Below are 25,463 nucleotides of genomic sequence, written 5' to 3' on the forward strand. Positions count from 1 at the left end.
CCGAGCGACAAGCGCAAACGAGCCGGAAACACGAAGACGAGCCACAAATATGTGGCTCGTCTTCGTGTTTCCGGCTCGTTTGCGTAGTGGTCCCGGCGCCGTGAAGGGCTAGAGCAGGATCGAACCGTTGGTGGGCTCGTCCTTGGCGACGGTGGAGTACGCCGCGGCGAGCAGCGAGGGATCGGGGGCCTCCAGGCGTCCGGGCTTGGCCAGGCCGTCGAGGACGACGAACCGCAGCATGCCCGAACGGTTCTTCTTGTCCCCCGCCATGCCCTTGAGGAGATCGGGCAATGCGTCGGCGTCGTAGCCGACCGGCAGTCCGACACTCTCGAGCACGCTGCGGTGCCGATCCGCGGTGGCGTCGTCGAGTCGTCCGGCCAGCCTGCCGAGTTCGGCGGCGTAGACCAGGCCCACGGACACCGCCGCGCCGTGACGCCAGCGGTACTTCTCACGGCGCTCGATGGCGTGGCCGAGGGTATGGCCGTAGTTGAGGATCTCGCGCAGCGAGGACTCCCGCAGATCTGCCGCGACCACCTGGGCCTTGACGCGCACGGACCGTTCGATCAGTTCGGGCAGGACCGGACCGGTGGGGTCGAGGGCCGCCTGCGGGTCCGCCTCGATCAGGTCCAGGATCTCCGGGTCGGCGATGAAACCGGTCTTGATGACCTCCGCCATGCCGGCGATGATCTCGTTGCGTGGCACCGTCTCCAGCGTCGCGATGTCGATCAGCACTGCGCGCGGCTCGTGGAAGGATCCGACCAGGTTCTTGCCGGCGTCGGTGTTGATGCCGGTCTTGCCGCCGACCGCGGCGTCGACCATGGCCAGCAGTGTGGTCGGCACGTGGACGACCGGGATCCCCCGCATCCAGGTGGCCGCGACGAACCCGGACAGGTCGGTTGCCGCGCCCCCGCCGAGCGAGACCACCACGTCGTTGCGCTTCATCCCGATCCGGCCGAAGACCTCCCAGCAGAACGAGGCAACCGAGAGTTCCTTGCCCGCCTCGGCATCCGGGATCTCGATCCGATGTGCGTTGAAGTTGTTCTCGTCCAATGTCTTTCGGATGAGTTCCGCGGTCTCGGCAAGGGAGGGCTGATAGAGGATCGCCACCGAATCGGCGCCGGCGACCGCCTCGACCAGATCGGTCAGCAGGCCGCGGCCGATGATGACCTCGTAGGGGCTCTCACTGTTCACCGGTACGCGGATGGGTGCGGCTTGCTCGGTCACTTGGTGGCCTCCTGCTCGGTCAGTTGGGTGATGATCTCGTCGGCGACCACACGCTGGTGCGGATGCGCATCCACCACGATGGTGGCCGCGCCCTGGTAGATCGAATCTCGTTGTGCCAGCAGGTCGCGATACGCCTGCTTGGGGTTGTCCACCTTCAGCAGCGGACGGCTGGAGTTCGCGACCCGGGCAAACCCTTGTTCGGCATCCACTCTGAGGTACACGACCGGATGCCCGGCGAGTAGCTCGCGGGTGGCCGCCGTCAGGACGGCGCCACCACCCAGCGACAGCACACCGGTGTGGGTCCGCAGCAGGTCGGCCACGATCTCGCGTTCGTAGGCACGAAACGCGTCTTCACCGTCGGTGAAGATCTCGGGGATGGTCCGGCCGCTCCGCCGCTCGATCTCGACGTCGCTGTCTTTCCACTCGCACCCCAGAACGCGGGCCAGTTGTTGTCCGACCGTGGTCTTGCCCGAGCCCATGAAGCCGATGAGCACGACCCGCGGGCCGGTCGACCCGGTCACGACGAGGGCAGGTGTGCGGCCACCCGCTTGAGGTAGCCGGCAAGGTTGTCCGCGGTCTCGACGGCAGAGTCGCCACCGAACTTCTCCAGGGCCGCCTGCGCCAACACCAGGGCCACCATCGACTCGGCGACAACACCCGCGGCCGGTACGGCACAGACGTCGGACCGCTGGTGAATGGCCGTGGCCTGTTCTCCGGTGGTCATGTCCATCGTCGAAAGCGCTTTCGGCACTGTGGAAATCGGCTTCATGGCAGCACGGACCCGGATGGACTCACCGTTGGTCATCCCGCCTTCGAGCCCGCCTGCGCGGTTCGTCGAACGGACTGCACCACCCGGGCCGGGGATCATCTCGTCGTGTGCGGCACTGCCGCGACGACGGGCGGTCTCGAAACCGTCGCCGACCTCGACACCCTTGATGGCCTGGATGCCCATCAGCGCACCGGCCAGACGGGAATCGAGACGACGATCGCCGCTGACGTGCGAGCCCAGACCCACGGGCACACCGGTGGCGACGACCTCGACAACACCACCGAGCGTGTCACCGTCGCGTTTCGCGGCTTCGATCTCGGCGATCATCGAGGCCTCGGCCTCGGTCGAATACGCCCGCACCGGGCTGGCGTCGATCTGCTCGAGGTCCGAGTAGACCGGCGCGGCACCGACATAGGGATCGGAGGCGCCGATGGAGATCACGTGCGAGAGCACCTCGATACCGAGGACCTGACGCAGGAAGTTGCGGGCGACGGTGCCGATCGCGACGCGGGCTGCGGTCTCGCGGGCACTGGCCCGTTCCAGGACCGGGCGGGCGTCGTCGAAGCCGTACTTGAGCATGCCGGAGTAGTCGGCGTGGCCGGGCCGGGGCCGGGTCAACGGCGCGTTCCGGGCGATGCCCTCGAGCTCTTCGGCGGGGACCGGGTCGGCCGACATCACGGTCTCCCACTTGGGCCATTCGGTGTTGCCGATCTCGATGGCGACCGGGCCGCCCATCGTCAATCCGTGGCGGACACCGCCGACCAGGGTGACCTGGTCGGCCTCGAACTTCATCCGCGCACCCCGTCCGTAACCGAGACGGCGGCGGGCCAATTGGTCAGCAACCTGCGACGAGGTCACCTCGACACCGGCCACCATCCCTTCCAGGACGGCTACCAGTGCGGGACCATGGGATTCTCCGGCAGTACTCCAGCGCAACACAGTTCCCAATTGTTCCACGCCCATCAACGTGGGCTGTCGGCAGATCCCCCCGCGGTCACCAGATCCCGCAGATGAGTGCGGCGGATGCGCACAGTGCCGGGCCGTGCGGGGCATAGTGCGACCGGACGCCGCCCGCACGGCCGATCAGGACCTGTCCGAGGGTGAGCACCTGCGCGAGCAACACCGCGGCTGCTGCGGTGGTGGGTGAACCGGCCATCGCACCGACGACCACGGCCAGTTTCACATCTCCGCCGCCACAGCCCCCGAACCAGAACGCGACCAGGTAGATGCCGCCGGCCACCAGCAGGCCGCCGCCGGCGGAAGGGCTGGACATCGTCCCGGCAACCGCGCCGAGCACACCGGGTAGGACGATGCTGTTCGGCAGCCGGCGCGTCCGCACGTCGGCACCGGCCAGCGCCACGAACCAGAACCCCACGATCCCGACGACAAGGTGCACTCACCCACCTTCGCGCAGCCGCACCCGCCGTCCGGTCCGCCGACGGCCGATTGTGGACGGGCATCGGGTCTGTGGACAGATCAGTCGAGCGCGGCGGCCATCGCGTCCAGCGGCGCCTTCATGCCGGTGAATTGCTCGACCTGTCCCAGCGCCTGGTTCAGGAGCATCACCAGTCCACCGACCACGGCGCCACCGGAGCCGCTCACCGCGGCGGCCAGCGGGGTCGGCCAGGGACTGTAGATGACGTCGAACAGACGCGCCGCCGGAGCCAGGGCCCCGGCCAGCGGCTCGGCAGCAGTCGCGGGAACGGTGTTGACCACCACGGCAGCCGTTGCCGCCCGGTCCGATAGTTGCGACGTCGGTTCGAAGGGCAGGACGTCGGTGGCCAGGCCCAGCGCATCGGCGACCGCCAGCACCTCGGCGGCCCGCGCCCGGCTGCGCGCGACGATGCTCACCTCACCGATCCCGGCACCGGCCAGGGCCGCCAGAACCGGGGCGGCCGTTCCACCCGCCCCGACAACGACGGCGTGGTGTGCCGGGGCCTGATCGATCTCGAGTTCGGCCAGGGCTGCCGCCGCACCGTCGATGTCGGTGCAGTCCGCCCGCCAACCACCCGGCACGCGGACGAGTGTGTTGGCCGACCCCACCGCGACCGCACGGTCGGTGCGGTGATCGGCGAACTCGAGCGCGGCGCGCTTGCCGGGCATCGTCACCGAGAACCCGATGTACTTCTCGTCCATCCCGGAGACCAGGGATGGGAGTTGCTCGGCCGTGCACTCGATACGCTCGTAGGTCCAGTCGACAAGACCCAGCGCCCGATACGCCGCCAGGTGCAGCGCAGGCGACTTCGAGTGTGCCACCGGCGATCCCAGGATCGCGGCGGCTCTGCCCTGCCCGGTCATCAGCAGTTGGTCTGGAGAATCGAGTTGTCGCAGGCCTGTTGGCGGTTGCGCATGTGCTGCTCGTAGTCCTCGGTGAACAGAGTGGTCCCCTGCTGATCGATCGTGACGAAGTACAACCAGTTACCGGCCGGCGGTTCGAGCGCGGCCAGCAATGCGGGCTGACCGACCGCACCGATCGGGGTGCGCGGTAAACCCTTCTGCTGGTAGGTGTTCCATTCGGTGGGGGCGATGAAATCGTCACCGGCCACATCGATGTTCTGGATCGCCGAGGTGTAGTTGACCGTCGAATCCATCTGCAGCGCCTGGTCGACACCGAGCCGATTGGCGATGACCCGGGCCACCTTCGGATAGTCCTCGGCGGTGTTGACCTCACGCTCGACGATCGATGCCGACACCAGGGTCTCGTACGGGTTCAGCCCCGTCGACGAGGTGCCGGACTCGGGTAGCCCCCACTGCGCGAACAGGGCTGCACTGCGCGAGATCAGGTAGTTCAGCATCTCCACCGGGGTCAGCCCCGGATCGATCATCTCCCACGACGTCGGGGCGATCAGGCCCTCGATACGGCGATGATCTCCATCGAGCGACGACACCGCGTCCACGGCCCACTCGGGCACACCGAGCTCCTCCGGTGTGGCGGTCGCCGCGGCCTGGGCCAGGTCCTCGACCGTGGAGCCCTCCTTCACGCCGTTGAGATCGACGGTGGTGGCCTGCGCAACCCGGGCGAAGATGCCCAAGGTGGTCTTGCCGTCGATGCCTTCCTTGGAGTCGAGCTGCAGGCCTTCGGGGATGACCACCCGGCCGACGCGGTTGTCCATGTTCGTCAGCATCGATACGGCGGTACTGGCCGGGATCTCGGTGCGGAGTTTGTAGAAGCCCGCCGAGATCGGCTGGTCGTCGGCCGCGAGCGTGAAGGCGTTGACGCTGCCCACCACGTCGTTCTCTTCGAGGATCTCGCCGAACTGCGTCAACGTCGCGTCCTGCGGGATCGACACCAGGACGTCCGAGGTGCCGGCGACATTGGTGAAGTCCTTGTCCTCGGATCCGAAGAAACCGACAACGCGCAGTCCGGCGTAACCGATGCCCGCGGCCAGCGCCAGCATGAAGACGACCGCGGCCGAGATGACGACCAATTTCCGCTTCTTGCGGCGCGCTGCCGCCGCGGCGGTGCGCTTGGGTGAACGGGCTCGGGCCGTTTCGTCTCGGCGGGTGTACTCGGCACGACCCGGATCGACGTAGGGTTCCCGCTCGTCATGCCTCGGATCGGGGTCGTAGGCGTGGGGATGCGCGGGCTCGACAGACCGAGGACCCGGCCGCTGGCGCGGGAACGGCTGCGAGGGCGGTTGCTGTCGCGGGAACGGCTGCGACGGCGGTTGCTGTCGCGGGAACGGCTGCGACGGCGGTTGCTGTCGCGGGAACGGCTGCGAGGGCGGTTGCTGTCGCGGGAACGGCTGCGACGGCGGTTGCTGCTGCGGGAACGGCTGCGACGGCGGCGGGCCGCTCCCGGGCTCGGGCTCCCACCGGGGGTCGGCAGGCGGTGGCGGTGTCGCCCGCCGCGGAGGAGTCGTCCGGGGCGGAGGCGGCGGTGTGCGACGACTCGCGGCCGGATCCCGCGGCGGGATCACCTCGGGTCCGCGTCTGCGGCTCGGCGCCCCGCCGTTTCCCTGGGTGAAGTACTTCAGACGATCGGGGTCATAGGGGGTGTCCGCGCGCCGGCGACGGCGTCCCGGCTCTGCCTCGGCTCGACGATTGTCGGATCGGTCGTCACTCACCCGCGGCCTTCCTGACTTGCCTGCAGATCCAGCCAGTTCTGGAGGATCGCGGTGGCAGCTGCCTGATCGATCACAGATTTCTGGGACTTCGCCCGAACACCGGACGAACGTAGAGCTTGTTGTGCGGTCACCGTGGTCAAACGTTCATCGGAATACATCACCGGCACCGGCGAGATGCGCTGCGCCAGCGCGTCACCGAACTCGGTGGCGAGGGCAGCCGCATGACCGTGCTCGTCGCGCAACGTTTTCGGCAATCCGACGATAACGCCAACCGCGTCGTATTCGGCGATGATTTCGGCGAGTCGCCGTAAATCGGCGTCACTTTTGGGGGTGCGGGCGACGGTCTCGACCGGAGTGGCCAAGATCCCGTCGGGATCGCACGAGGCCACTCCGATCCGCACACTGCCGACGTCGATGGCGATCCGGCGCCCTCGCGGCGTCAACGTCATCGAGCCGAGCCGACCAGTTCACGCAGCCGGACCAGCGCCGAATCGATACCCGCGGCGTCGGTTCCGGAACCCTGTGCCAGGTCCGGCTTTCCGCCGCCCCTGCCCGAGACCAGCGGCGCGAGTTCGCGAACCAGGTCACCGGCCTTGATTCCCGCGTCGCGGGCGGCAGAGGTGGTCGCGACGGCGAACGGGACCTTGTCACCCGACGCCGAGAACAGCACCACCACAGCGTTGTCCGTGCCCACGCGTCCGCGCAGGTCCGCGGCCAGAGTCCGCAGGTCTCCGGCATCCATGCCGTCGAGCTTGCCTGCGACCACGAGCACGTCGCCGACCCGCGTCGCGTCACCGATCAGCGAACCGACCGCGGCCTTCGCCGCATCGGCCCGCATCTTCTCGATCTGTTTTTCGGCTTCCTTGAGCTTGGTGACGAGCGACTCGACGCGGCCGGGCACCTGATCACTCGGCACCTTCAGCGACGTGGCCAGACCGGCGAGCAACGCGCGTTCCTTGGCCAGGTAGCGGTAGGAGTCGAGCCCGACGTATGCCTCGACCCGTCGCACGCCGGAACCGACCGACGACTCGCCGAGCAGCGTGACCGGGCCGACCTGCGCCGACGAACCGACATGGGTTCCACCGCACAGCTCCATCGAGAACGGTCCACCCATCTCGACCACTCGGACGACGTCGCCGTAGTTCTCACCGAAGAGCGCGAGCGCGCCCATCGCCTTGGCATCGTCGATTCCGGTCTCGAACGTGTTGACCGGGTAGTTCGCCTCGACTGCAGCGTTGGTGATCTCTTCGATCTCGCCGCGCTGCGCCTCGGTCAGCGCGCCCTGCGATGCGAAGTCGAACCGCAGGTAGCCGGGCCGGTTCAGTGAACCCGCCTGTGTTGCCGTCGGTCCGAGCACCTGACGCAATGCGGCTCCCACGAGGTGGGTGCCGGAGTGGCCCTGGGTGGCGCCATGACGCCAGGCGGCGTCGACCTGGGTGAGGACTTCGTCACCTTCGGCGATCTCGCCCTCTTCGATGACGGCGCGGTGCAACCAGACCGACTTGCCGACCTTCTGAACGTCTTTGACCGTCAGGCGCAGACCCGACGACGTGGTGATGGTCCCGATGTCGGCGATCTGGCCGCCGGCCTCGGCGTAGAGCGGGCTGCGGTCCAGGATCACCTCGATCTCCTGACCGGCGAACGCGCTGCGCACGCGCTGTCCGTCAGCGACCAGACCCAAAACCTTTGACTCCGAATTGAGTTCGTCGAACCCGGTGAACACGGTCGGTCCCCGATCGAGGAACTCACGGTAGACACTGAGGTCCGCGTGACCGGCTTTGCGGGCGGTCGCATCTGCCTTCGCGCGCTGCCGCTGCTCGGTCATCAGCTCCTTGAAGCCGGACTCGTCCACCGACAGCCCGGCCTCGGCGGCCATCTCCAGGGTGAGGTCGATCGGGAAACCGTAGGTGTCGTGCAGTGCGAACGCGTCTTTGCCGCTGATCCGGGTGGCACCGGAGGCCCTGGTGGTCGCCGCGGCGTCGTCGAACAGTCGCGAACCCGCGGTCAGGGTCTTGAGGAAGGCATCTTCCTCACCGACCGCGGTGGCCACGATCCGGGCCCGCTGATCGGCGAGTTCGGGGTACGACGCGGTCATCGTGTCGATGACGGCGTCGGTGAACGCCTTCATCGTGGCGCCGGTGGCACCGAGGAGCCGGGCCGAGCGCACGATCCGCCGCAACAGGCGTCGCAGCACGTAGCCGCGACCGTCGTTGCCGGGGGTGATCCCGTCGGCGATCAACATCACCGCGGTGCGGGCGTGATCGGCGATGACGCGGAACCGGACCGATTCTGCCGGGTCGGCGCCGTAGGTGCGGCCGGTCAGGCGTTCGGCGACGCCGATGACCGGGGCCAAAAGATCTGTTTCGTAAACGTTCTCGACGCCCTGGAGGATGCACGCGACGCGTTCGATGCCCATGCCGGTGTCGATGTTCTTCTTGGGCAGCGGTCCGAGGATCTCGTAGCCGTCCTTGCCACCACCGGGACCCCGCTGGTTCTGCATGAAGACCAGGTTCCAGATCTCGATGTAGCGGTCCTCGTCGGCTTCGGGGCCTCCCTCGACGCCGTAGTCGGGGCCGCGGTCGTAGAAGATCTCCGAGCTCGGTCCACAGGGTCCCGGGACACCCATCGACCAGTAGTTGTCTTTCATGCCGCGGCGCTGGATCCGCTCGGCGGGCACACCGATCTCGTCCCGCCAGATCGCGGCGGCCTCGTCGTCGTCGAGGTACACGGTCGGCCACAGGCGCGTCGGGTCGATGCCGTATCCGCCGTCGTCGACAGAGTTGGTCAGCAGGGTCCAGGCGAAATGGATCGCTTCGCGCTTGAAGTAATCGCCGAACGAGAAGTTGCCGGCCATCTGGAAGAACGTGTTGTGACGTGTGGTGATGCCCACTTCCTCGATGTCGAGGGTACGAACACACTTCTGGATGCTGGTGGCCCGCACGTACGGCGGGGTCTGCTCGCCGAGGAAGTACGGCTTGAACGGCACCATGCCCGCGTTGACGAAGAGAAGGTTCGGGTCCTCGAGGATCAGCGACGCGCTCGGCACCTCGACATGTCCGGCCTTGATGAAGTGATCCAGGAACCGCTTCCTGATCTCATGCGTCTGCACTGACTGTCCTCACTCTGTGACTCCACCTGGTTGTCCAGGCCCATACTCTGTGACTCCACCTGGTTCCAGGCGAATCGGCATCCGTTTATTAGAACGTGACTAACCCACACTACTGGCAAGGCCACGCCGGAGTCGCACCCTCCAGACCCGACAAACCCGTCTCCGGTGTCACCGACGCCCGCGGATGATGTTGCGCAGGCGGCCCAAGCGCGCCCCGATGTCACGTTCGCGGCCTCGTTCGGTGGGCTCGTAGTAGTCGACGCCGACCAACTCGTCCGGCGGGTACTGCTGCGGCAACACACCGTCCGGGGCGTCGTGCGGGAACCGGTAACCCACGGCGTTGCCCAGCTTTGCGGCGCCCGCATAGTGTCCATCGCGCAGATGCGGCGGGACCGCACCGGCCTTGCCGCCCTCGACGTCGGCGATGGCGGCGCCGATCGCGTTGATCACCGCGGCCGACTTGGGGGCCGTCGCGAGGTGAATCGTGGCCTGGGCCAGGGCGAGCCGGGCCTCGGGCATTCCGATCAGCTGGACGGCCTGCGCGGCGGCCGTGGCCGTCTGCAGCGCCGTCGGGTCGGCCATGCCGATGTCTTCGCTGGCGTGCACGACCAGTCGGCGGGCGATGAATCGCGGGTCCTCCCCCGCGCTGATCATCCGGGCCAGATAGTGCAGGGCGGCATCCACATCGGAGCCCCGGATGGACTTGATGAAGGCGCTGGTGACGTCGTAATGCTGATCACCCCCACGGTCGTACCGTACGGCCGCCCGATCAACCGCGGATTCGACGTAGGCCAACGTGACCACGGCCACGTCACCGGGACCGGTGCCCGCGTCGGTGGAGGTGTCGGCCAGGACTGCGCCGGCGGCGGCCTCGAGCGCGGTCAGTCCGCGCCGCGCGTCTCCGCCGGAGATCTTCTCCAGATGATCGAGGGCGTCGTCGTCGATCGTGACCGCGCCGTCGAGTCCACGGGGGTCGGCGGCGGCCCGCACCAGCAGCTTGCGGATGTCGGCGTTGCTCAGGGACCGTAGTTGCAGGACGAGCGATCGGGACAACAGCGGTGCCACCACCGAGAAGGACGGATTCTCGGTGGTCGCGGCGACGAGCAGCACGATCCGGTTCTCCACCGCGTCGAGCAGCGCATCCTGCTGGGTTTTGGAGAACCGGTGGACCTCGTCGATGAACAGCACGGTCTGCGTACCGGCGATGAGGCGTCGGCGCGCGGCATCGATCACCGCGCGCACTTCTTTCACACCCGACGACAACGCCGAGAGCGCCTCGAAGCGGCCGCCGGCGGCAGTCGAGATCAGCGCCGCCATGGTCGTCTTGCCCGTGCCCGGCGGGCCGAACAACAGCACCGACGCCGCGCCGGAACCGTCGATCAGCCGTCGCAGCGGGGATCCCGGCTCGAGCAGGTGCTCCTGTCCGACGATCTCTTCGAGGGTCTGTGGCCGCATCCGGACAGCGAGCGGCGCACTCATGGCGGGCCGCTGCAGTCCGCTGGTGATCAGCTCGGGCGGGGCCGAGGGGGCATCGAAAAGGCCGCCCTGTTCAGTGGTCATGACTGTGCGGCGTCAGTGCAGCCAGGACGAATCCAGCGCCTGACCGACCGACTCCGCGAAATCGGCCAGCGCGGGCTCGGCGGCCCGACGGGCGGCAGCGGCCAGCCCGGACCAGCGGTCCACGATCACGCGGGGATCGGAAGTGCTCAACGCCAGACCGTGGGCTTCGTCGGCACGACCCACGTCGGCGTCGTCGACCGGCAGCATCCACATCGTGGACAGCCACACCCACGCCAACCGGGCGAGTACGGCTTTTCGCGCCAGTTCGCGGTCGGAGCCCAGGCTCGGCCAGATCGCCTGCACCTCGGAGCGCCAGGCATCGAGCATCAGGGTCTCGAGGTCGACGCGGTCGGCGGACGAACTCGGTGTCAACCACGGCGCAAACGTCACCAGCGCGTATGCGATGTCGAGCGTGGCGTCGCGGAAACCACCCCACTCGTAGTCGAGGAACCGCACGCCGTCGCCGTTGATCAGGATGTTCTCCGGGCCGACGTCCGACGGGCTGAAGGCCCGGTGCTCACCTTCGCCGAACAGGTCGCGGGCGGCCTCGAGCAATTGGAGGACGGCCGGGTCGAGGTCCGAACCGAGCATGTCGCGGACGACCTTGGGTGCCGAGGTCACCGCGGCTGCGAACTGGCTGTGCAGCGCGTCGGTGGCGACACCATCGCTGCCCTGCCGGAGCAAGGCCGCGAAATCGTTCTCACCGCCGACGGTGGCCGCATGCATGCGGCCCAGTGCCTGGCCCCAGGCGCTCAGTGAGCTGCCGACGGCAGCGGTGTCGTTGCTGCTGAGCAGTTCGGTCATCGAACGGCCGTCACCGAGGTCGGTCAAGACCAGGACCCGGGAGGCCAGGTCGAAGGCGATCAGGGCCGGACCCGGGCGGGATGCCGTCGGGAGTGTGTTGGCGTACTTGTACGACGCCACCTCGCGATAGAAGGAGTCCCCGGATCCGGTCTCCCCGGCGCCGAGAACCTTGATCACCAGCGTGCGGTCCGCCGAGAACGGGTTCTGGGCGACTCGAACACGCAAGACCTGGGTACGACCGCTGCCACCGAGGTCATAGGGTTCGGCTAAGGACACCGGGGCGCCTGCGCGAGCGGCGAGAAGCCGCTCTGCCGCCTGCACCGCGCCGGTTTTCTGGCTATCGGCAAGAACAGTCATCCCCTACAACTTACCCAAAAGGTAGGACGTGTTTCACTGCCACGGGAAATGAGCCTCAATTTTCCGGGGAAACGTCGACCGAAACATCGATCCGGCTCTTCCTGGATTCGGTGTAGATGACGCCCCGCAACGGCGGCACATCGTCGTAATCGCGACCCCAGGCGACCGTGACATGGCGTTCGTCGACGAGTTTGTCGTTGGTGGGGTCGAAGGCGATCCAGCGGTCGCCCGGCAGCCACACCGCCGCCCACGCATGCGAGGCGTCGGCCCCGAAGATCCGCTCACGTCCCGGCGGCGGATCGGTGGCCAGATAACCCGAGACGTAGCGGGCGGCGAGCCCGCGGGACCGCAGACACGCGATGGCCACCCGCGCAAAATCCTGGCAGACACCCTCCCGACGTTCCATGACCGTGTCGACCTTCGTGCTGATGGCCGTGGAACCCGAGCGGTAGGTGAAATCGCGGAAGATACGGCCGGTCAGTTGCACCACGACGTCGAGCAACGGCGCGCCGGGCGTGAAGATCGTCGACGCGTAGTCGATGACCGCGGCGCTGATCTCCGGCGGGTAGAGGTCGAGGCGGAACTCGACCGCACGGGCGCCCTGCGGCCCGGATGGGCGGGCCGCTTCCCACGGTCCGCGGGCCGCGGCCGAGTTGAGCAGATCCTGATCGAGCGGGTCGACGTCCACGGTGGACACACCGGTGACCTCGAGGCGCCGATGCGGGGTACGGACGTGGAAGTAGCTGTCGTAGTTGCCGTAGATGTCGACGCCTGTCGAACGGTCCGACGGCTCGGGGTCGATGGTGATCGCGCTGTCGATCACCCGTTGACCGGGCAGGTCACGGGGTTGGAGATGGCAGCGGCCATAACTGCTGCTGACCACGTCGTCGTAGTCGTAGCGGGTTCGGTGGGTGACCTTGTACCGTCGTGTCGCGCCTTCGACCAGACCTGCGACGGACCGTGGCTGTTGCTCTGCAGTGTTCACTTACGTCCCCTCCGATCCGGCACCCCAGAGTGGCTGCATGTCGACCGGATAGGCAAATCTGGTGCGCCCGAGCACGTCCGAGAGCTCCCGGAGGCCCTTGTCGAGCGTGCGCATCAACTCGGCCAACTCCACCCGCTCGCCGCCGGCACCGATCGCGGCCAGGTCCGCCGGGTCGACCCGGCGCAGTTCAGCCACCAGATCCTCGACGATGCGCTCGGCGGCAGCGGAGCGGACGATCGACGGCAGCGCGCTCAGGTCGTGGCGCAGCGTCTGAAGTTGGTAGATCATCGCCCGCGGATTGCCCTCGTCGAACAGCATCAGGTCGGCCACCGAGCCGAGCCGGACGATGCCGCGGTTGCGGCGGCGGTAGATGATCACCGACTCGCTCGCCGACAGATATGCCTCCAGCAGCCCCTGTTCGGTGTCCGAGTCGTGCTGGGGCACCAGAATGGCCGACGTCAGGCCGGCCAGCAGCTGCGCGCGCTCCACCCGGCGCCCGATGTCCATGAACAGCCAGCCCGGGTCGTGCACCATCGACTCGGCCTGCAATCCGGCCAGGGCCAGCAGTCCGTGCAGGATGTCGTCGTGTGCCCGGCCGAGTTCGGAACCGTCACGCTCGGTGTCCTCGCCCGCGCCGGCCGCCGGTCCGGTACCCAGTTCGGCCAGCGCGCGGTCGACGGAGCCGAGCACCATCCACGTGCTCGTCGACAACTGGTCGCGGATCGCACGGGCCAGTTGTTGCAGACGGTCCACCGCGAAGGCGACCGATCCGGGCGTCCGCCGGGCGCTGGTCATCATGTGCAAGCGGGTGGTCGCAGCCAGGACCTCGTCGGGATCCGGCGGTTTGCTGCTGTCGAAGTCGAGTAATCCCCTGGTGTCCTGCAGCACGGCCCGATTGCCGGACGCCGACGCAATTGCGCTCAAGAACAACGGGATCGACGCCGTGCCCGTCATCCATGGACGGTAGCGATAGTCCTCGTAACGCTCGCGCGCGACCTTGACCATCCGGGTGGTCAATTCGGCGCGTTCACCGTAGCGACCGAACCAGAACAGGTCGGACAACACGCGAGGCGAACTGACGACCGGGTCGGAACTCGAACGGATCGCGCTCGGACCCGTGCCGGAGACGATGATCGGCCGGCTGCGTTCGGGCGTACCGCCCGATTCCTCCACCCGGGTCTGGCCTGCGGCCGGTTCCATGGTGGTCACCCAGACATCTTTTCCGGCAACGGCATTCATCGCCGACCCGGCAGCTCCCTCGGCGAGTACCTGACCGAGGCCACCGGGCAGGACCGCGTACCCCGACCCCTGCGCGACGCTGAACGAACGGATGCCGACCGGTGCCGCGCGCAGTGGTGAACCGGTACCCTCGCTGGACCGGTTGGGGCCGGGTGTGGACGACGGCGCAACCGAAAATCGTTCCAGGACACGGCCGACCCACTGCCACGGTTCGGCGGCGATCCGCGCGCGCAACGTCTCGATCGCAGCCGAACTCAGTGCCGGTCCGGTGAACTCTTCGCCGGTCCGGAAGTTGGTGATGCCCAGCAGCGGCAGATCGGTCGACAACTTGCCGCGTTCGAGATCGTTTCCGGCCCAATATGTCTGCACCGAGTCCAGCAAGAGGTCCTCACCGAGGAAGTGCTTGCTCAGTGCGGGTAGGACGGTGTGCAACGCCGGGTTCTCGAGCACGCCGCTGCCGAGTGTGTTCAGGACGGTGACCGAACCGCGCGACACCGCCTCCACCAGACCGGTGACACCGAGCCGGGAATCGGCACGTAGGTCCAGCGGATCGGAATAGTCGGAGTCGACCCGCCTGATGATCACGTCGAGCCTCTTGAACGTTCCCAGCGAACGCATGTAGACCGCACCGTCGCGGACCACCAGGTCGGCGGCCTCGACCAATGGGAAGCCGAGGATCGAGGCCAGGTAAGCCTGGTCGAACGCGGTCTCCGACAACGAGCCCGGTGTCAGCACCGCAACCGTCGGTTCTTCGATGCCCTGCGGGGCGTACTCGAACGTCGCGATCCGGACCGTGGCCGCGAACGCCGACATCGGTCGCGGCACGCATCGCTGCAGGAGCCGTGGGAACGCCCGCGACATGAGGTGCCGGTCGGCCAAGGCGTAGCCGGCACCGGACGGCGCCTGCGTCCGGTCGGAGTAGGCCAGGTACTCACCGCTCGGCAGTCGGCCGATGTCACAGGCATGCATGAACAGCATGTGCGACCACACCTGAGGGAAACGCGCGGCCTTGCGGACGAAGCTGGGATGCCCGTAGATCAGTTCCGGCGGCACCACACCCGAGGTGATCGCTCTCTGGTCGGCATAGACATCCGACAGCAGCGCGTCGAGCACCCGGGCGCGTTGCTCGATGCCCTTCTCCAGGGCCTGCCATTCGGCGCCGTCGATCAACAGCGGCACACAGTCCAGTTCCCAGCGGCTCTGCCGCGTGGTGGTCCCGGTCGGCACGTTGTAGGTGATGCCGTCGTCGTCGATGAGGGTGCGCACCCGCCGATCGGCCTGGCGGAGGCCGGTATCGCCCATCCGCTCGAGACCATCGATCAGACCGGACCACTGCGTGCGGACGGCACCGGTGCCGTCGAAGAGTTCGTCGAAGGGTCCGCTCGGGGATCCCGGCAGGGCCGACAGATCGAACAATCCGTACCGGTCAGACCGGTATCGGTCCAGAATTCCGGCGGGTTCGATCCTTGGCGTTGTCACCGAAGGACTGTACGTGCTCGCCGTAGATCCAAGATCATCGGCACACCGGAATCGGTCGCCAGCCTGGCCTGATATTCCCGGAGTTCGGCCGTGTCGACGGTGCCGACCTGATGTCCGGACGCCTCGAAACGACCGTTGCGACGCGACTCGGCCTCCACCGCGTTCACCGGTGGGCGTTCGTACGCCCGACCACCGGGATGGATCACGTGATAGGTCGCGCCGCCCACCGACCGCCCGTTGTGGGTGTCGATGAGATCGAAGACCAGCGGACTGTCGATGGTGATGGTCGGGTGCAGGGCGCTCGGTGGCTGCCATGCCCGGAACCGGATGCCCGCGACCGTCTCCCCGGCGCGGCCGGTGGACGCCAGCGGGACCGGGACACCGTTGCAGGTCAGGACGAATCGATTCATGTCACCGCCGAGCACCCGCAGCTGCACCCGTTCGATCGACGAGTCGACGTAGCGGGCGGTGCCACCGAACGCGGACTCCTCCCCCAGGACGTTCCAGGGTTCGATCGCGCCGCGCAGTTCGATCTCGACATCGCGGATGTGCACCGTGCCCAGACGCGGGAAGCGGAACTCGGTGAAGGGGGCCAGCCAGGCGGTGTCGAAGTCGTAGCCCGCCTCGCGGAGATCTTCGGCGACGTTGGAGATGTCCTCGATCACGTAGTACGGCAGCAGATGCCGGCCATGAAGGTCGGCGCCGTGGCGTTGCAGCCGAGCCCGGTAGGGCTTGTCCCAGAACCAAGAGACCAGGCTGCGCACGAGCAACGACTGCACCATCGCCATCTGATGATGCGGTGGCATCTCGAAGCCCCGGAGTTCGAGGAGGCCGAGCCGGCCGCGGGTCGAGTCGGGGCTGTAGAGCTTGTCGATGCAGAACTCGGCACGGTGGGTGTTGCCGGTGATGTCGGTGAGCAGGTGGCGCAGCGCCCGATCGGTGACCCATGGCAGGTGATGGGAGCTGTTGCCGGCCCCGGTGTTCATGCTGTCTCGACGAGCCTCGTCGCTGATGCGATCGATCTCGGCAAAGGCGACCTCGAGTTCGTAGAGCGAACTCTCGCGCCCCTCGTCGACGCGCGGCGCCTGTGAGGTGGTGCCGATGAATCGTCCCGAGAACAGATATGACAGCGACGGATGCAGCTGCCAGTAGGTCAGCATCGAGACGAGGAGATCCGGCCGACGCAACATCGGGGAATCGGCCGGGCGGATGCCGCCGAGCGTGATGTGGTTGCCGCCGCCGGTTCCGCCGTGGCTGCCGTCGAGGTCGAACGACTCGGTCCCCAGCCGGACCCGGCGAGCCTGGTCGTACAGGGTTTCGAGGAGTTCGGACTGCTCGACGAATGACGACGTGGGCTGGATGTTGACCTCGATGACACCGGGGTCGGGGGTGATCGTCAAGGATGTCAGTCGCGGATCCGCCGGCGGGCCATAACCCTCGATGACCACCGGCTTGCCCACCTCCTCGGCGCTGCGCTCGACCAGGCTGACCAGCTCGGCGAAGTCGTCGCCGCTCTCGGTCGGTGGCAGGAACACGTACAGCACACCGCCCCGCTCTTCGGCCACCAACGCGGTGACCGCTCGACCGGAGGGTTCGACGACGTCGAGGTCGGTCTGTTCTGCAGCGGTCTGCGCCGCCGCTTCCGCTTCCGCGGCCTTCGCCACTTCGGCAGCGGCCCGGGCCTTCTGCATCTCCGGCGTGATCCACAGCGGCTCACCGCCGCCGGGAACACCGGTGTTCCCCACCGACGTACCGGGTCGGGCACCGGGTAACGGTTCTCCGGCCATTCCGGTCCGCGGCATCTGTGGTGCGGCGGCGGCCGGCGGTTCCGCAACGGCAGGTGCCGGCGGCTCATCCGACCCGGTGAGCTCGTCGAGTGGATCGATGTCGAATGCGGTCGGGTCGGCCGGGAAGAACTGCATGTTCGGTTCCCAGAAAAGAGCGTCGAGCGGCAGCCGCAAACCTGCGGGAGAGTTACCCGGACTGAGCACCAAACGACCACGTCGCGTTTTCCACAAGGCACTCTGCCAACCCACGCCGTCCGGGGCCCGATTGATCGGCATCACGTAGGCGGTGGGGCTGCTGACCGACGAATCAAGCTCGGCCAGCAGGCGTTGACGCACCTCGGCCGAATCCTTGTCGGGTGTCAGGTCGTCCTCGGTGGCCTCGGATGCCTTCGCTTCCGCGTCCGGGGGTGCACCCACCGGCAGTCGCACCAACTCGGCGAGTCTGAGCAGCGGGTCCTCGTAGGCGGGCATCACCTGTGAATCCGGGAGTCGCAGACGACGGGCCAGTGCCGAGACGAAGGCCTTGGGCGCCTTGGCCGTTGCCGGATCGGTCGGCCCGAGTCCACCGGGCGCCTGCCAGTCCATGGTGGCCTGCGCGGCTTCTTTGGTGGGCCACGGGTCGTCCAGCAGGTCGGGGTTGTTCCAGAGCGCCTTTCCGTCGGCACGCCAGATCAGGTCGATCTGCCACCGCGGCAACGGCTCCCCGGGGTACCACTTGCCCTGGCCGCGCTGCACCAGGCCGCTCGGCGCGTAGATCTTCTTGACGCGATCGGCCAGATCGGAGGCCAGCGAACGTTTGTGGGGTCCGTCGGCATCGGTCAGCCACTCCGGGTCCACCTGATTGTCCAGGGAGACGAAGGTCGGCTCACCGCCCATCGTCAGGCGGACATCGGCCTTGCGCATCCGGTCGTCGAGATCGGTGCCGAGATTGACGATCCGCTTCCACTGATCACCCGAGTACGGCAGGGTCACCCGCGGATCCTCGTGGAAGCGGGAGACCTCGTTCGAGAAGTCCATCACCGCATGGCATTTGCCGGTGGCACCGGTGATCGGCGCGGCCGCACCCGGATGCGGTGTGGCTGCGAGCGGGATGTGGCCCTCGCCGGCGAACAGGCCCGAGGTGGGGTCCATGCCCACCCAGCCCGCGCCGGGCAGGTACACCTCGGTCCAGGCATGCAGGTCGGTGAAGTCGGCGTCAGGACCGGACGGACCGTCGATCGACTTGATGTCGGATGTCAACTGGACGAGATAACCGGAGACGAAACGGGCCGCCAGGCCGAGGCGCCGCAGAATCGCAACGAGCAACCACGCGGAGTCCCGGCACGAACCGACGCCGCTGTCGAGGGTGAACTCCGGCGCCTGCACACCTGCCTCGAGCCGCACCGTGTACCGAACATCGTCCCGGACGGCTGAATTCAGCTGGACCAGGTAATCGATGACGCGCATCTTCCCGGACGCGCGGTGGTCGTCGACCCACTTGGCCACCAACGGATCCGGGCCGGTCTCGTCGACGGGTCGCAGATAGACCTCGAGATCACGACGAAGCTCTTCCGGGTACTCGAAGCCGACGTGTTCGGCCCACTCCTCGATGAAGAAGTCGAACGGGTTGATCGCGGTGAGGTCGGCGACCAGACCCACCGTGAAGCTCAGGACCGTTGTCGGTTCCGGAAACACCAGGCGCGCCAGGTAGTTGCTGAAGGCGTCCTGCTGCCAGTTGATGAAATGGTCGCCGGGTTCGACCTTGAGCGAGTAAGCCTCGATCGGGGTTCGTGAGTGTGGCGCCGGCCGCAGCCGAAGGACATGTGGGTAGACCTTCGTCAACCTGTCGAAGTTGTACGTGGTCCGGTGCTCGAGTGCCACCTTGATGGTCAACTGGCGTTACCTCCATGGGTCCCAAAATGTCAGGCTGCAAGTTGATCACAATCTCGGCGCCTCCGCCGGGGACAGGACCTGGGCCACCGGTAGCCAGGGCCGAACACCTCGTATGCAATCCCACCCGCCGGGACACCGGCCTCGAGCAACGGGTGGGGCATCTGCTCGACGGCACCGGGCGAGACCTCGGCGAGCCACATCGCTACCTGACGATCACGCGGTGGTTACATCTGGTGACCCATCGAATCCGCTGACGCTACGGTCCGAACGCAATCGGAAAGCGGTATTCGAAAGTGTCCGACCCGTTCGATAGACTGCCCGATCTTCTCGGAAAGTTCTGCGAAATATGCTGCGGTGCAAGGAATGTAAGTTTATTCGAAAGCTTGTGCGAACCGGTTTTGGGCCGTAAACTTGTGCCATGGACTTCGGGGGAATGTTCGTCAGGTTGTCAGATCTGGCCGGGGATGATGCTGAGATTTCAGCTCGCACGGTGACGGTTATCCGACTCAATCATGTTGTGGAACAGATACTTTTCCGCCTGGTCGGTGAAGTCGATCGGCGCGGGTTGGCGCAGAAGTCAGGTGAGCGGTCCACCGCCGGACTGCTCCAAAAGGAGGGAATGGCGCCGGTGGCAGCCCATCGCTACGTACGGGTGAGCAAGGCGATCGATGACATTCCATCAGTGGCGGCCAACGGTGTCGACGGAACGCTGTCGGGTGAGCATGTGGACTCGATCATCAAAGGGCTCAACCACATTGAACGACGGAACCCGGATCTGGCCGACGAGGACCGCGCTGACTGTGTGCGCGGTTTACTCACCGAGGCCTTGATGGCGAGTCCGGCGGCGGTGTCGGCGCGGGCACGCCACATGGCGATCGTGTTGTCGCCGCCGGACAAACAGATCCCTGATGCCGAGAATCACGAGCTCAACGAGTTCACCCTCGGGAACGGTGACGACGGACGCAGTCACGGCACGCTCGATCTGGACAACCTGCTGGGCGAGAAACTGCGGGTCGCGCTCGATCCGTTGTCGACGCCGGTACCCGAACCCGATGGGTCCCCGGATCGTCGATCGAATGCCCAGATCCGCGCCGATGCTCTGGAGCAACTTCTCGATTCGTATCTCGATCAAGAGGATCGTCCGACGCGTGGCGGCGCCAAGGCGCCCACGTTGGCACCGGCCTTCGAATGGACCGGGCCGGCGTCAGCATCGACCGCGCAGCTGGTGGCCTGTGATTCGGTCATCACCAGGATTCTGCTCGACAACAATTCGGTACCCCTTGATGTCGGCCGCGATCAACGCACGGTGACGCCGGCCATCCGGAAGGCGCTGATCGCCCGCGACCGAGGCTGCGCCTTCCCCGGGTGCGATTGCCCGCCCGGCTGGACGGATGCCCACCACATCGACTTCTGGAGCCATGGCGGTGGCACCAGCCTGACCAACATGGTCCTGCTGTGCCGGCGACATCACCGCTACATCCACCACCGCGGCTGGGAAGTCTCCATCGGTTCCGATGGGCATCCGTGGTTCATCGCACCGGACGACACCACCAGGACCCCGATCAGATCCAACGCCCGCCGCACCCTGACCACCGAACTCACCGCGGCCTGAGGTCGACGAGGCCACGACCGCCAGACCCGCCGGCTGACAGAGACTCTGCGCAGCAGGACCATTGACAACTTCACAGTGTGAGCCCCACAAAAGACAGATCGCCGGCGGCACGGGGCCGCCGGCGATCTGCCGATCTGGATTCTGTCTCCGAGAGCTACTTCTTCTCAGCAACCTCAGCAGGTGCCTGCTGTTGCTTCGGAGCCGGCGGCTTGGCGTCGATACCCGACTCCTTGCGCTGCTCCGGGGTGATGGGCGCCGGTGCATCGGTGAGCGGATCGATGCCGCCGCCCGACTTCGGGAACGCGATCACGTCGCGGATCGACGGCTGTCCCGCCAACAGCGCAGTGATCCGGTCCCAGCCGAAGGCGATTCCACCGTGCGGCGGTGCACCGTAGGCGAATGCGTCGAGCAGGAAGCCGAACTTCTCCTGCGCTTCCTCATGCGAGATACCCATGATCTTGAAGACCAGTTCCTGGACCTCGCGCTTGTGGATACGGATCGAACCGCCACCGATCTCGTTGCCGTTGCAGACGATGTCGTAGGCATAGGCCAACGCGGCACCCGGATCGGTTTCGAGGACCTCGAGCGATTCCGGCTTGGGCGAGGTGAAGGCGTGGTGCACGGCGGTCCATGCACCCGAACCGACGGCGACGTCACCGCTCGCGGTGGCTTCATCGGCAGGCTCGAACAGCGGCGCGTCGACAACCCAGGTGAAGGCCCAGTCGCCGTCCTTGATCAGTCCGAGCTTCTGTGCGATCTCGCCGCGGGCAGCACCGAGCAACGCGCGCTGAGCCTTGACCGGGCCGGCCGCGAAGAAGACGCAGTCGCCGGGGTTGGCACCGACATGGGCGACGAGTCCGTCGCGCTCGGCCTCCGACAGGTTCTTGGCCACCGGCCCACCGAGCGTGCCGTCTTCCTGCACCAGCACGTAGGCCAGCCCCTTGGCGCCGCGCTGCTTCGCCCATTCCTGCCATGCATCGAGCTGACGCCGTGGCTGGCTCGCGCCACCGGGCATCACGACCGCGCCCACGTACGGCGCCTGGAACACCCGGAACGGGGTGTCCTTGAAATAGTCGGTGCACTCGACGAGCTCGATACCGAAACGCAGATCGGGCTTGTCGCTGCCGAACCGGCGCATCGCGTCGGCATAGGTGATCCGCGGGATCGGGGTCTGCACGTCGTAGCCGATCAGCTTCCAGAGCGCGACCAGAATCTGCTCACCGAGTGCAATGATGTCGTCCTGCTCGACGAAGCTCATCTCGATGTCGAGCTGAGTGAACTCCGGCTGGCGGTCGGCGCGGAAATCCTCGTCGCGGTAGCAACGGGCGATCTGGAAGTAACGCTCCATGCCGGCCACCATCAGCAGCTGCTTGAACAGCTGCGGGCTCTGCGGCAGGGCGTAGAACGTGCCGGGCTGCAGGCGTGCCGGGACCAGGAAGTCGCGCGCACCCTCAGGTGTGGAACGGGTCAGCGTCGGGGTCTCGATCTCGACGAAGTCCTGCTCCAACAGCACATTTCGGGCGGCCTGGTTGACCTTCGAACGCAACCGCAGTGCCGAACCGGGACCCTCGCGACGGAGGTCGAGGTAGCGGTACTTGAGCCGGGCCTCTTCACCCGGGTTCTCGTCGAGCTGGAACGGCAGCGGCGCCGACTCGTTGAGAACGACCAGTTCGGTGGCGTTGATCTCGATCTCGCCGGACTTCAGGTTGGGGTTCTCGCTACCCGCCGGACGCTGCTCGACAACGCCGGTCACCTGAACGCAGTATTCGGCGCGCAGTCGGTGCGCGGGGGTGGCGACAGCCTCGTCCCGGAACACGACCTGCACGAGGCCGGAGCTGTCCCGCAGATCGATGAAGATCACGCCGCCGTGGTCGCGTCGGCGCGCCACCCAGCCGGTCAACGTCACGGTCTGCCCGGCGTTCGCGGCTCGCAGTGATCCGGCAAATTGGGTGCGCAGCACAATAGTCCTCTCAAAGCTGACGATTTCGTATCGTGCAACATCCTACGGCTGTCCTGATCGGCCAAGGACGGCACTGCTCGTGCAATGCTGACCGCATGACTTTTCGAGGCAACGGACCCTTGGATACCGGCAACGTTTCGGGCGGCGGCGGAGGCCGTGGCAAGTTCGCCATCGGCGGCGGAGCGGGCCTGATCATCGTGATCGCGGCCGCGCTGTTCGGATTCGATCCGGGCATTCTGGGATTGGGCAGTGACGGATCGACCTCGACGTACTCGTCGCAGGACCAGTCCGCCCTCGACGAGCAGATCAACAACTGCACCATCGAGAAAGCCAACACCGACACCGTGTGCCGGATCGTGGCCACCACCAACAGCCTCGACGACGCGTGGTCAGAGCTCATGCCGGGATACGAACCGCCGAGGACGGTCATCTTCGAGGGCAGCGTCGACACCGCGTGCGGGCCGGCCACCTCAGATGTCGGTCCCTTCTACTGCCCCGGCGACCAGACCGCGTACTTCGACCCGTCGTTCTTCGACGTCCTGAGCGATCAGCTCGGCGGTGGAGACGGACCGCTGGCCCAGGAATATGTCGTCGCCCACGAGTACGGCCACCACATCGAATACCTGACCGGAGCCCTGCAGAAAGGTCAGCGCATGGGCGCTGCCGGCCCCACCTCGGGATCGGTACGGATCGAACTGCAGGCCGACTGCCTGGCCGGGGTGTGGGCGTATCACGCCGACAAGGGACCTGACGCGATGCTCGAGCCGCTGACGCAGCAACAGATCAACGACGTCATCAAGACCGCCAAGGCGATCGGCGACGACGCCATCGGCGGTGACGCATCCAACCCGGAGGGCTGGACCCACGGCTCATCCGAGCAGCGGGTCCGCTGGTTCAATGTCGGCTACAGCGCCGGTGACCCGAACTCCTGCAACACCTTCGATGCGGCGAGCCTGTGAGCCGGTCCAGCGCGATCGACCGGATCGCCGACAACCACCTCGAACGCTCCTGTGCACTCAACCCGATCGAGGCCACGCACCTCGGGGTCTCCGGGTTCGACGATCAGCTGCCCGACTTCTCGCCGGAGGGCGAGGCGGATCGCGTGTCCGAACGGCGGGCGGCGCTGAACTCTCTGGCGGCGGCAACGATCGCCGACGACGTCGACCGCGTCACGGTGGCCACGATGTCCGACCAGTTGGGACGCGCCCTGGCGGTCGACGATGCGGGTTTGCGGATCGGTGAGGTCAACGTCATCGAATCGCCGCTACAGGGCGTCCGCGACGTCTTCGATCTGATGTCCACGACCACCACCGGCGAACAGGAGGTGTTCCTGGCCCGGTTGTCGCAAGTACCGTCCTGCGTGGAATCGATCGTCGCCGGCATCCGTCATCGCCTGCAGACCGGTCCCCCGCTGGTGAGCAGGCAGGTGAGCCTGTGCGCGGCTCAGGCCGACGCCGCAACGGGGTCGATCTTCAGCAACGCCACCGCGATCGAAACCACCGACAGAGTCGACCTGCTCGACGATCTGCGTGGCCGGGTGGGCGCTGCGATGACCGAACTCGCAGCGGTCCTGCGTGAGGAGGTCCTGCCCCGGACCATCGACGTCGATGCCGTCGGCCGCGACCGCTACCTACTCCATTCCGCCGAGTTCGTCGGTGCCGACATCGACGTCGACGACGCCTACGCCTGGGGTCTCGATCTCCTCGAATCGATTGTCGCCGAACAGGAGGCGCTGGCCGCCCAGATCGCGCCCGGCGCCGGCGTGGGCGGCGCACTGGAGGCGTTGAACAACGATCCGCGCTACCAGATGACCGACCGCGGCGACTTCGTCGCGTGGATGCAGGACCTGTCCGACCGCGCGACCGAGGAGGTCGGCCGGCTGCACTTCGAGATCCCGCCGCAGCTGACCGCACTGGAATGCCGACTGGCCCCGGCGGCCACCGGGATCATCTACTACACGATGCCCAGCGAAGACCTGAGCCGTCCGGGACGGATGTGGTGGTCGGTGCCGCCGGAGCAACGGGTGTTCCACACCTGGCAGGAAACAACCACGGTCTTCCACGAAGGTGTCCCGGGCCATCACCTGCAACTGGGGTCGGCCATGGTGAGTCCGGAACTGAACCGCTGGCGCAAGCTCGCCTCGTTCACGTCCGGCCACGGTGAGGGGTGGGCGCTCTACGCCGAGCGGCTGATGGGTGAACTGGGCTGGCTCGACGATCCGGGCGACCGGATGGGCATGCTCGACTCCCAGCGACTGCGAGCGGCCCGTGTGGTCGTCGACATCGGCGTGCACTGCGGACTGACGGCACCCGCGGCGGTCGGGGGTGGCACCTGGGATGCCGACAAGGCCTGGCAATTCCTGAGCTCGGCGGTCGCGATGGACAAGACGGTGCTGCGCTTCGAGCTCAACCGCTACCTGGGCTGGCCCGGTCAGGCTCCGTCCTACGCACTGGGACAACGGGTCTGGCAGCAGGCCCGCGACAACTATCTGCGCGCCCACCCCGACGATTCGCTCAAGGACTTCCATCGCAAGGCGCTCGCGCTCGGCGGTGTCAGTCTCGACGTGCTGCAAACCGAACTGAGCTGACCGCCCCTCCAGCCAACAAACGAGCCGGAAATACGAAGACGAGCCACATATT

At 67.0% G+C, this 25,463-nt stretch carries 17 protein-coding genes; 3 read left to right on the forward strand and 14 right to left on the reverse strand.

Features of this window, described 5'->3' with window-relative positions; all coding sequences use genetic code 11:
* Positions 1–108: 108 nt before the first annotated feature.
* From aroB to AC51GR_RS13415, 13 genes are all read right to left on the reverse strand, one after another.
* Positions 109–1,224, reverse strand: a complete 1,116-nt coding sequence (gene aroB / locus AC51GR_RS13355) for a 3-dehydroquinate synthase (RefSeq protein ID WP_496325129.1) — start codon at positions 1,222–1,224, stop codon at positions 109–111.
* Positions 1,221–1,745, reverse strand: a complete 525-nt coding sequence (locus AC51GR_RS13360) for a shikimate kinase (protein WP_496325130.1) — start codon at positions 1,743–1,745, stop codon at positions 1,221–1,223. The genes aroB and AC51GR_RS13360 overlap by 4 nt, the downstream gene beginning before the upstream one ends.
* Complete coding sequence (gene aroC, locus AC51GR_RS13365; RefSeq protein ID WP_496325131.1) at positions 1,742–2,950, reverse strand: chorismate synthase; 1,209 nt, start codon at positions 2,948–2,950, stop codon at positions 1,742–1,744. Before aroC ends, AC51GR_RS13360 begins: the two co-directional genes overlap by 4 nt.
* Before the next feature lie 37 nt (positions 2,951–2,987).
* Positions 2,988–3,389, reverse strand: coding sequence for a prepilin peptidase (locus AC51GR_RS13370; RefSeq protein WP_496325132.1), 402 nt, complete (start codon positions 3,387–3,389; stop codon positions 2,988–2,990).
* An 80-nt stretch (positions 3,390–3,469) separates the two neighbouring features.
* The gene (locus AC51GR_RS13375; protein ID WP_496325133.1) at positions 3,470–4,291 is read right to left on the reverse strand and encodes a shikimate dehydrogenase; all 822 of its coding nucleotides are present in this window, start codon (positions 4,289–4,291) and stop codon (positions 3,470–3,472) included.
* Complete coding sequence (gene mltG / locus AC51GR_RS13380; RefSeq protein WP_496325134.1) at positions 4,291–6,060, reverse strand: endolytic transglycosylase MltG; 1,770 nt, start codon at positions 6,058–6,060, stop codon at positions 4,291–4,293. The genes AC51GR_RS13375 and mltG overlap by 1 nt, the downstream gene beginning before the upstream one ends.
* A complete protein-coding gene (gene ruvX, locus AC51GR_RS13385; protein ID WP_496325135.1) occupies positions 6,057–6,509 on the reverse strand; it encodes a Holliday junction resolvase RuvX in 453 nt (150 codons plus the stop codon). Before ruvX ends, mltG begins: the two co-directional genes overlap by 4 nt.
* On the reverse strand, positions 6,506–9,169 hold the full coding sequence (alaS, locus tag AC51GR_RS13390) for an alanine--tRNA ligase (RefSeq protein WP_496325136.1): 2,664 nt from the start codon (positions 9,167–9,169) through the stop codon (positions 6,506–6,508). The genes ruvX and alaS overlap by 4 nt, the downstream gene beginning before the upstream one ends.
* A 168-nt stretch (positions 9,170–9,337) precedes the next feature.
* The gene (locus AC51GR_RS13395) at positions 9,338–10,729 is read right to left on the reverse strand and encodes a replication-associated recombination protein A (RefSeq protein ID WP_496325137.1); all 1,392 of its coding nucleotides are present in this window, start codon (positions 10,727–10,729) and stop codon (positions 9,338–9,340) included.
* Between the two features lie 12 nt (positions 10,730–10,741).
* On the reverse strand, positions 10,742–11,890 hold the full coding sequence (locus AC51GR_RS13400) for a phosphotransferase family protein (RefSeq protein WP_496325138.1): 1,149 nt from the start codon (positions 11,888–11,890) through the stop codon (positions 10,742–10,744).
* 55 nt (positions 11,891–11,945) lie between these two features.
* Complete coding sequence (locus AC51GR_RS13405) at positions 11,946–12,875, reverse strand: transglutaminase family protein (protein WP_496325139.1); 930 nt, start codon at positions 12,873–12,875, stop codon at positions 11,946–11,948.
* Positions 12,876–15,593, reverse strand: coding sequence for a circularly permuted type 2 ATP-grasp protein (locus AC51GR_RS13410; protein ID WP_496325140.1), 2,718 nt, complete (start codon positions 15,591–15,593; stop codon positions 12,876–12,878). It lies immediately after the preceding gene.
* Complete coding sequence (locus tag AC51GR_RS13415) at positions 15,590–19,252, reverse strand: transglutaminase family protein (protein ID WP_496325141.1); 3,663 nt, start codon at positions 19,250–19,252, stop codon at positions 15,590–15,592. Before AC51GR_RS13415 ends, AC51GR_RS13410 begins: the two co-directional genes overlap by 4 nt.
* 418 nt (positions 19,253–19,670) lie before the next feature.
* Here AC51GR_RS13415 and AC51GR_RS13420 point away from each other — a divergent pair, with 418 nt between their 5' ends.
* Positions 19,671–20,864: an HNH endonuclease signature motif containing protein gene (locus tag AC51GR_RS13420; protein ID WP_496325142.1), complete on the forward strand. Its 1,194-nt coding sequence runs from the start codon at positions 19,671–19,673 to the stop codon at positions 20,862–20,864.
* Between the two features lie 154 nt (positions 20,865–21,018).
* Here the strand turns inward: AC51GR_RS13420 and aspS are convergent, their stop codons facing one another.
* Positions 21,019–22,824 carry an aspartate--tRNA ligase gene (gene aspS, locus AC51GR_RS13425; protein WP_496325143.1) on the reverse strand — a complete coding sequence of 602 codons (1,806 nt, stop codon included), beginning with the start codon at positions 22,822–22,824 and terminating at the stop codon, positions 21,019–21,021.
* A gap of 95 nt (positions 22,825–22,919) precedes the next feature.
* Here aspS and ypfJ point away from each other — a divergent pair, with 95 nt between their 5' ends.
* Positions 22,920–23,783 (forward strand): KPN_02809 family neutral zinc metallopeptidase, encoded by an 864-nt coding sequence (gene ypfJ, locus AC51GR_RS13430; protein ID WP_496325144.1) that lies wholly within the window; start codon positions 22,920–22,922, stop codon positions 23,781–23,783.
* Positions 23,780–25,411 carry a DUF885 domain-containing protein gene (locus AC51GR_RS13435; RefSeq protein ID WP_496325145.1) on the forward strand — a complete coding sequence of 544 codons (1,632 nt, stop codon included), beginning with the start codon at positions 23,780–23,782 and terminating at the stop codon, positions 25,409–25,411. The genes ypfJ and AC51GR_RS13435 overlap by 4 nt, the downstream gene beginning before the upstream one ends.
* The last annotated feature ends 52 nt before the right edge of the window (positions 25,412–25,463 follow it).

This window comes from Williamsia sp. z71 (genome assembly GCF_059553375.1).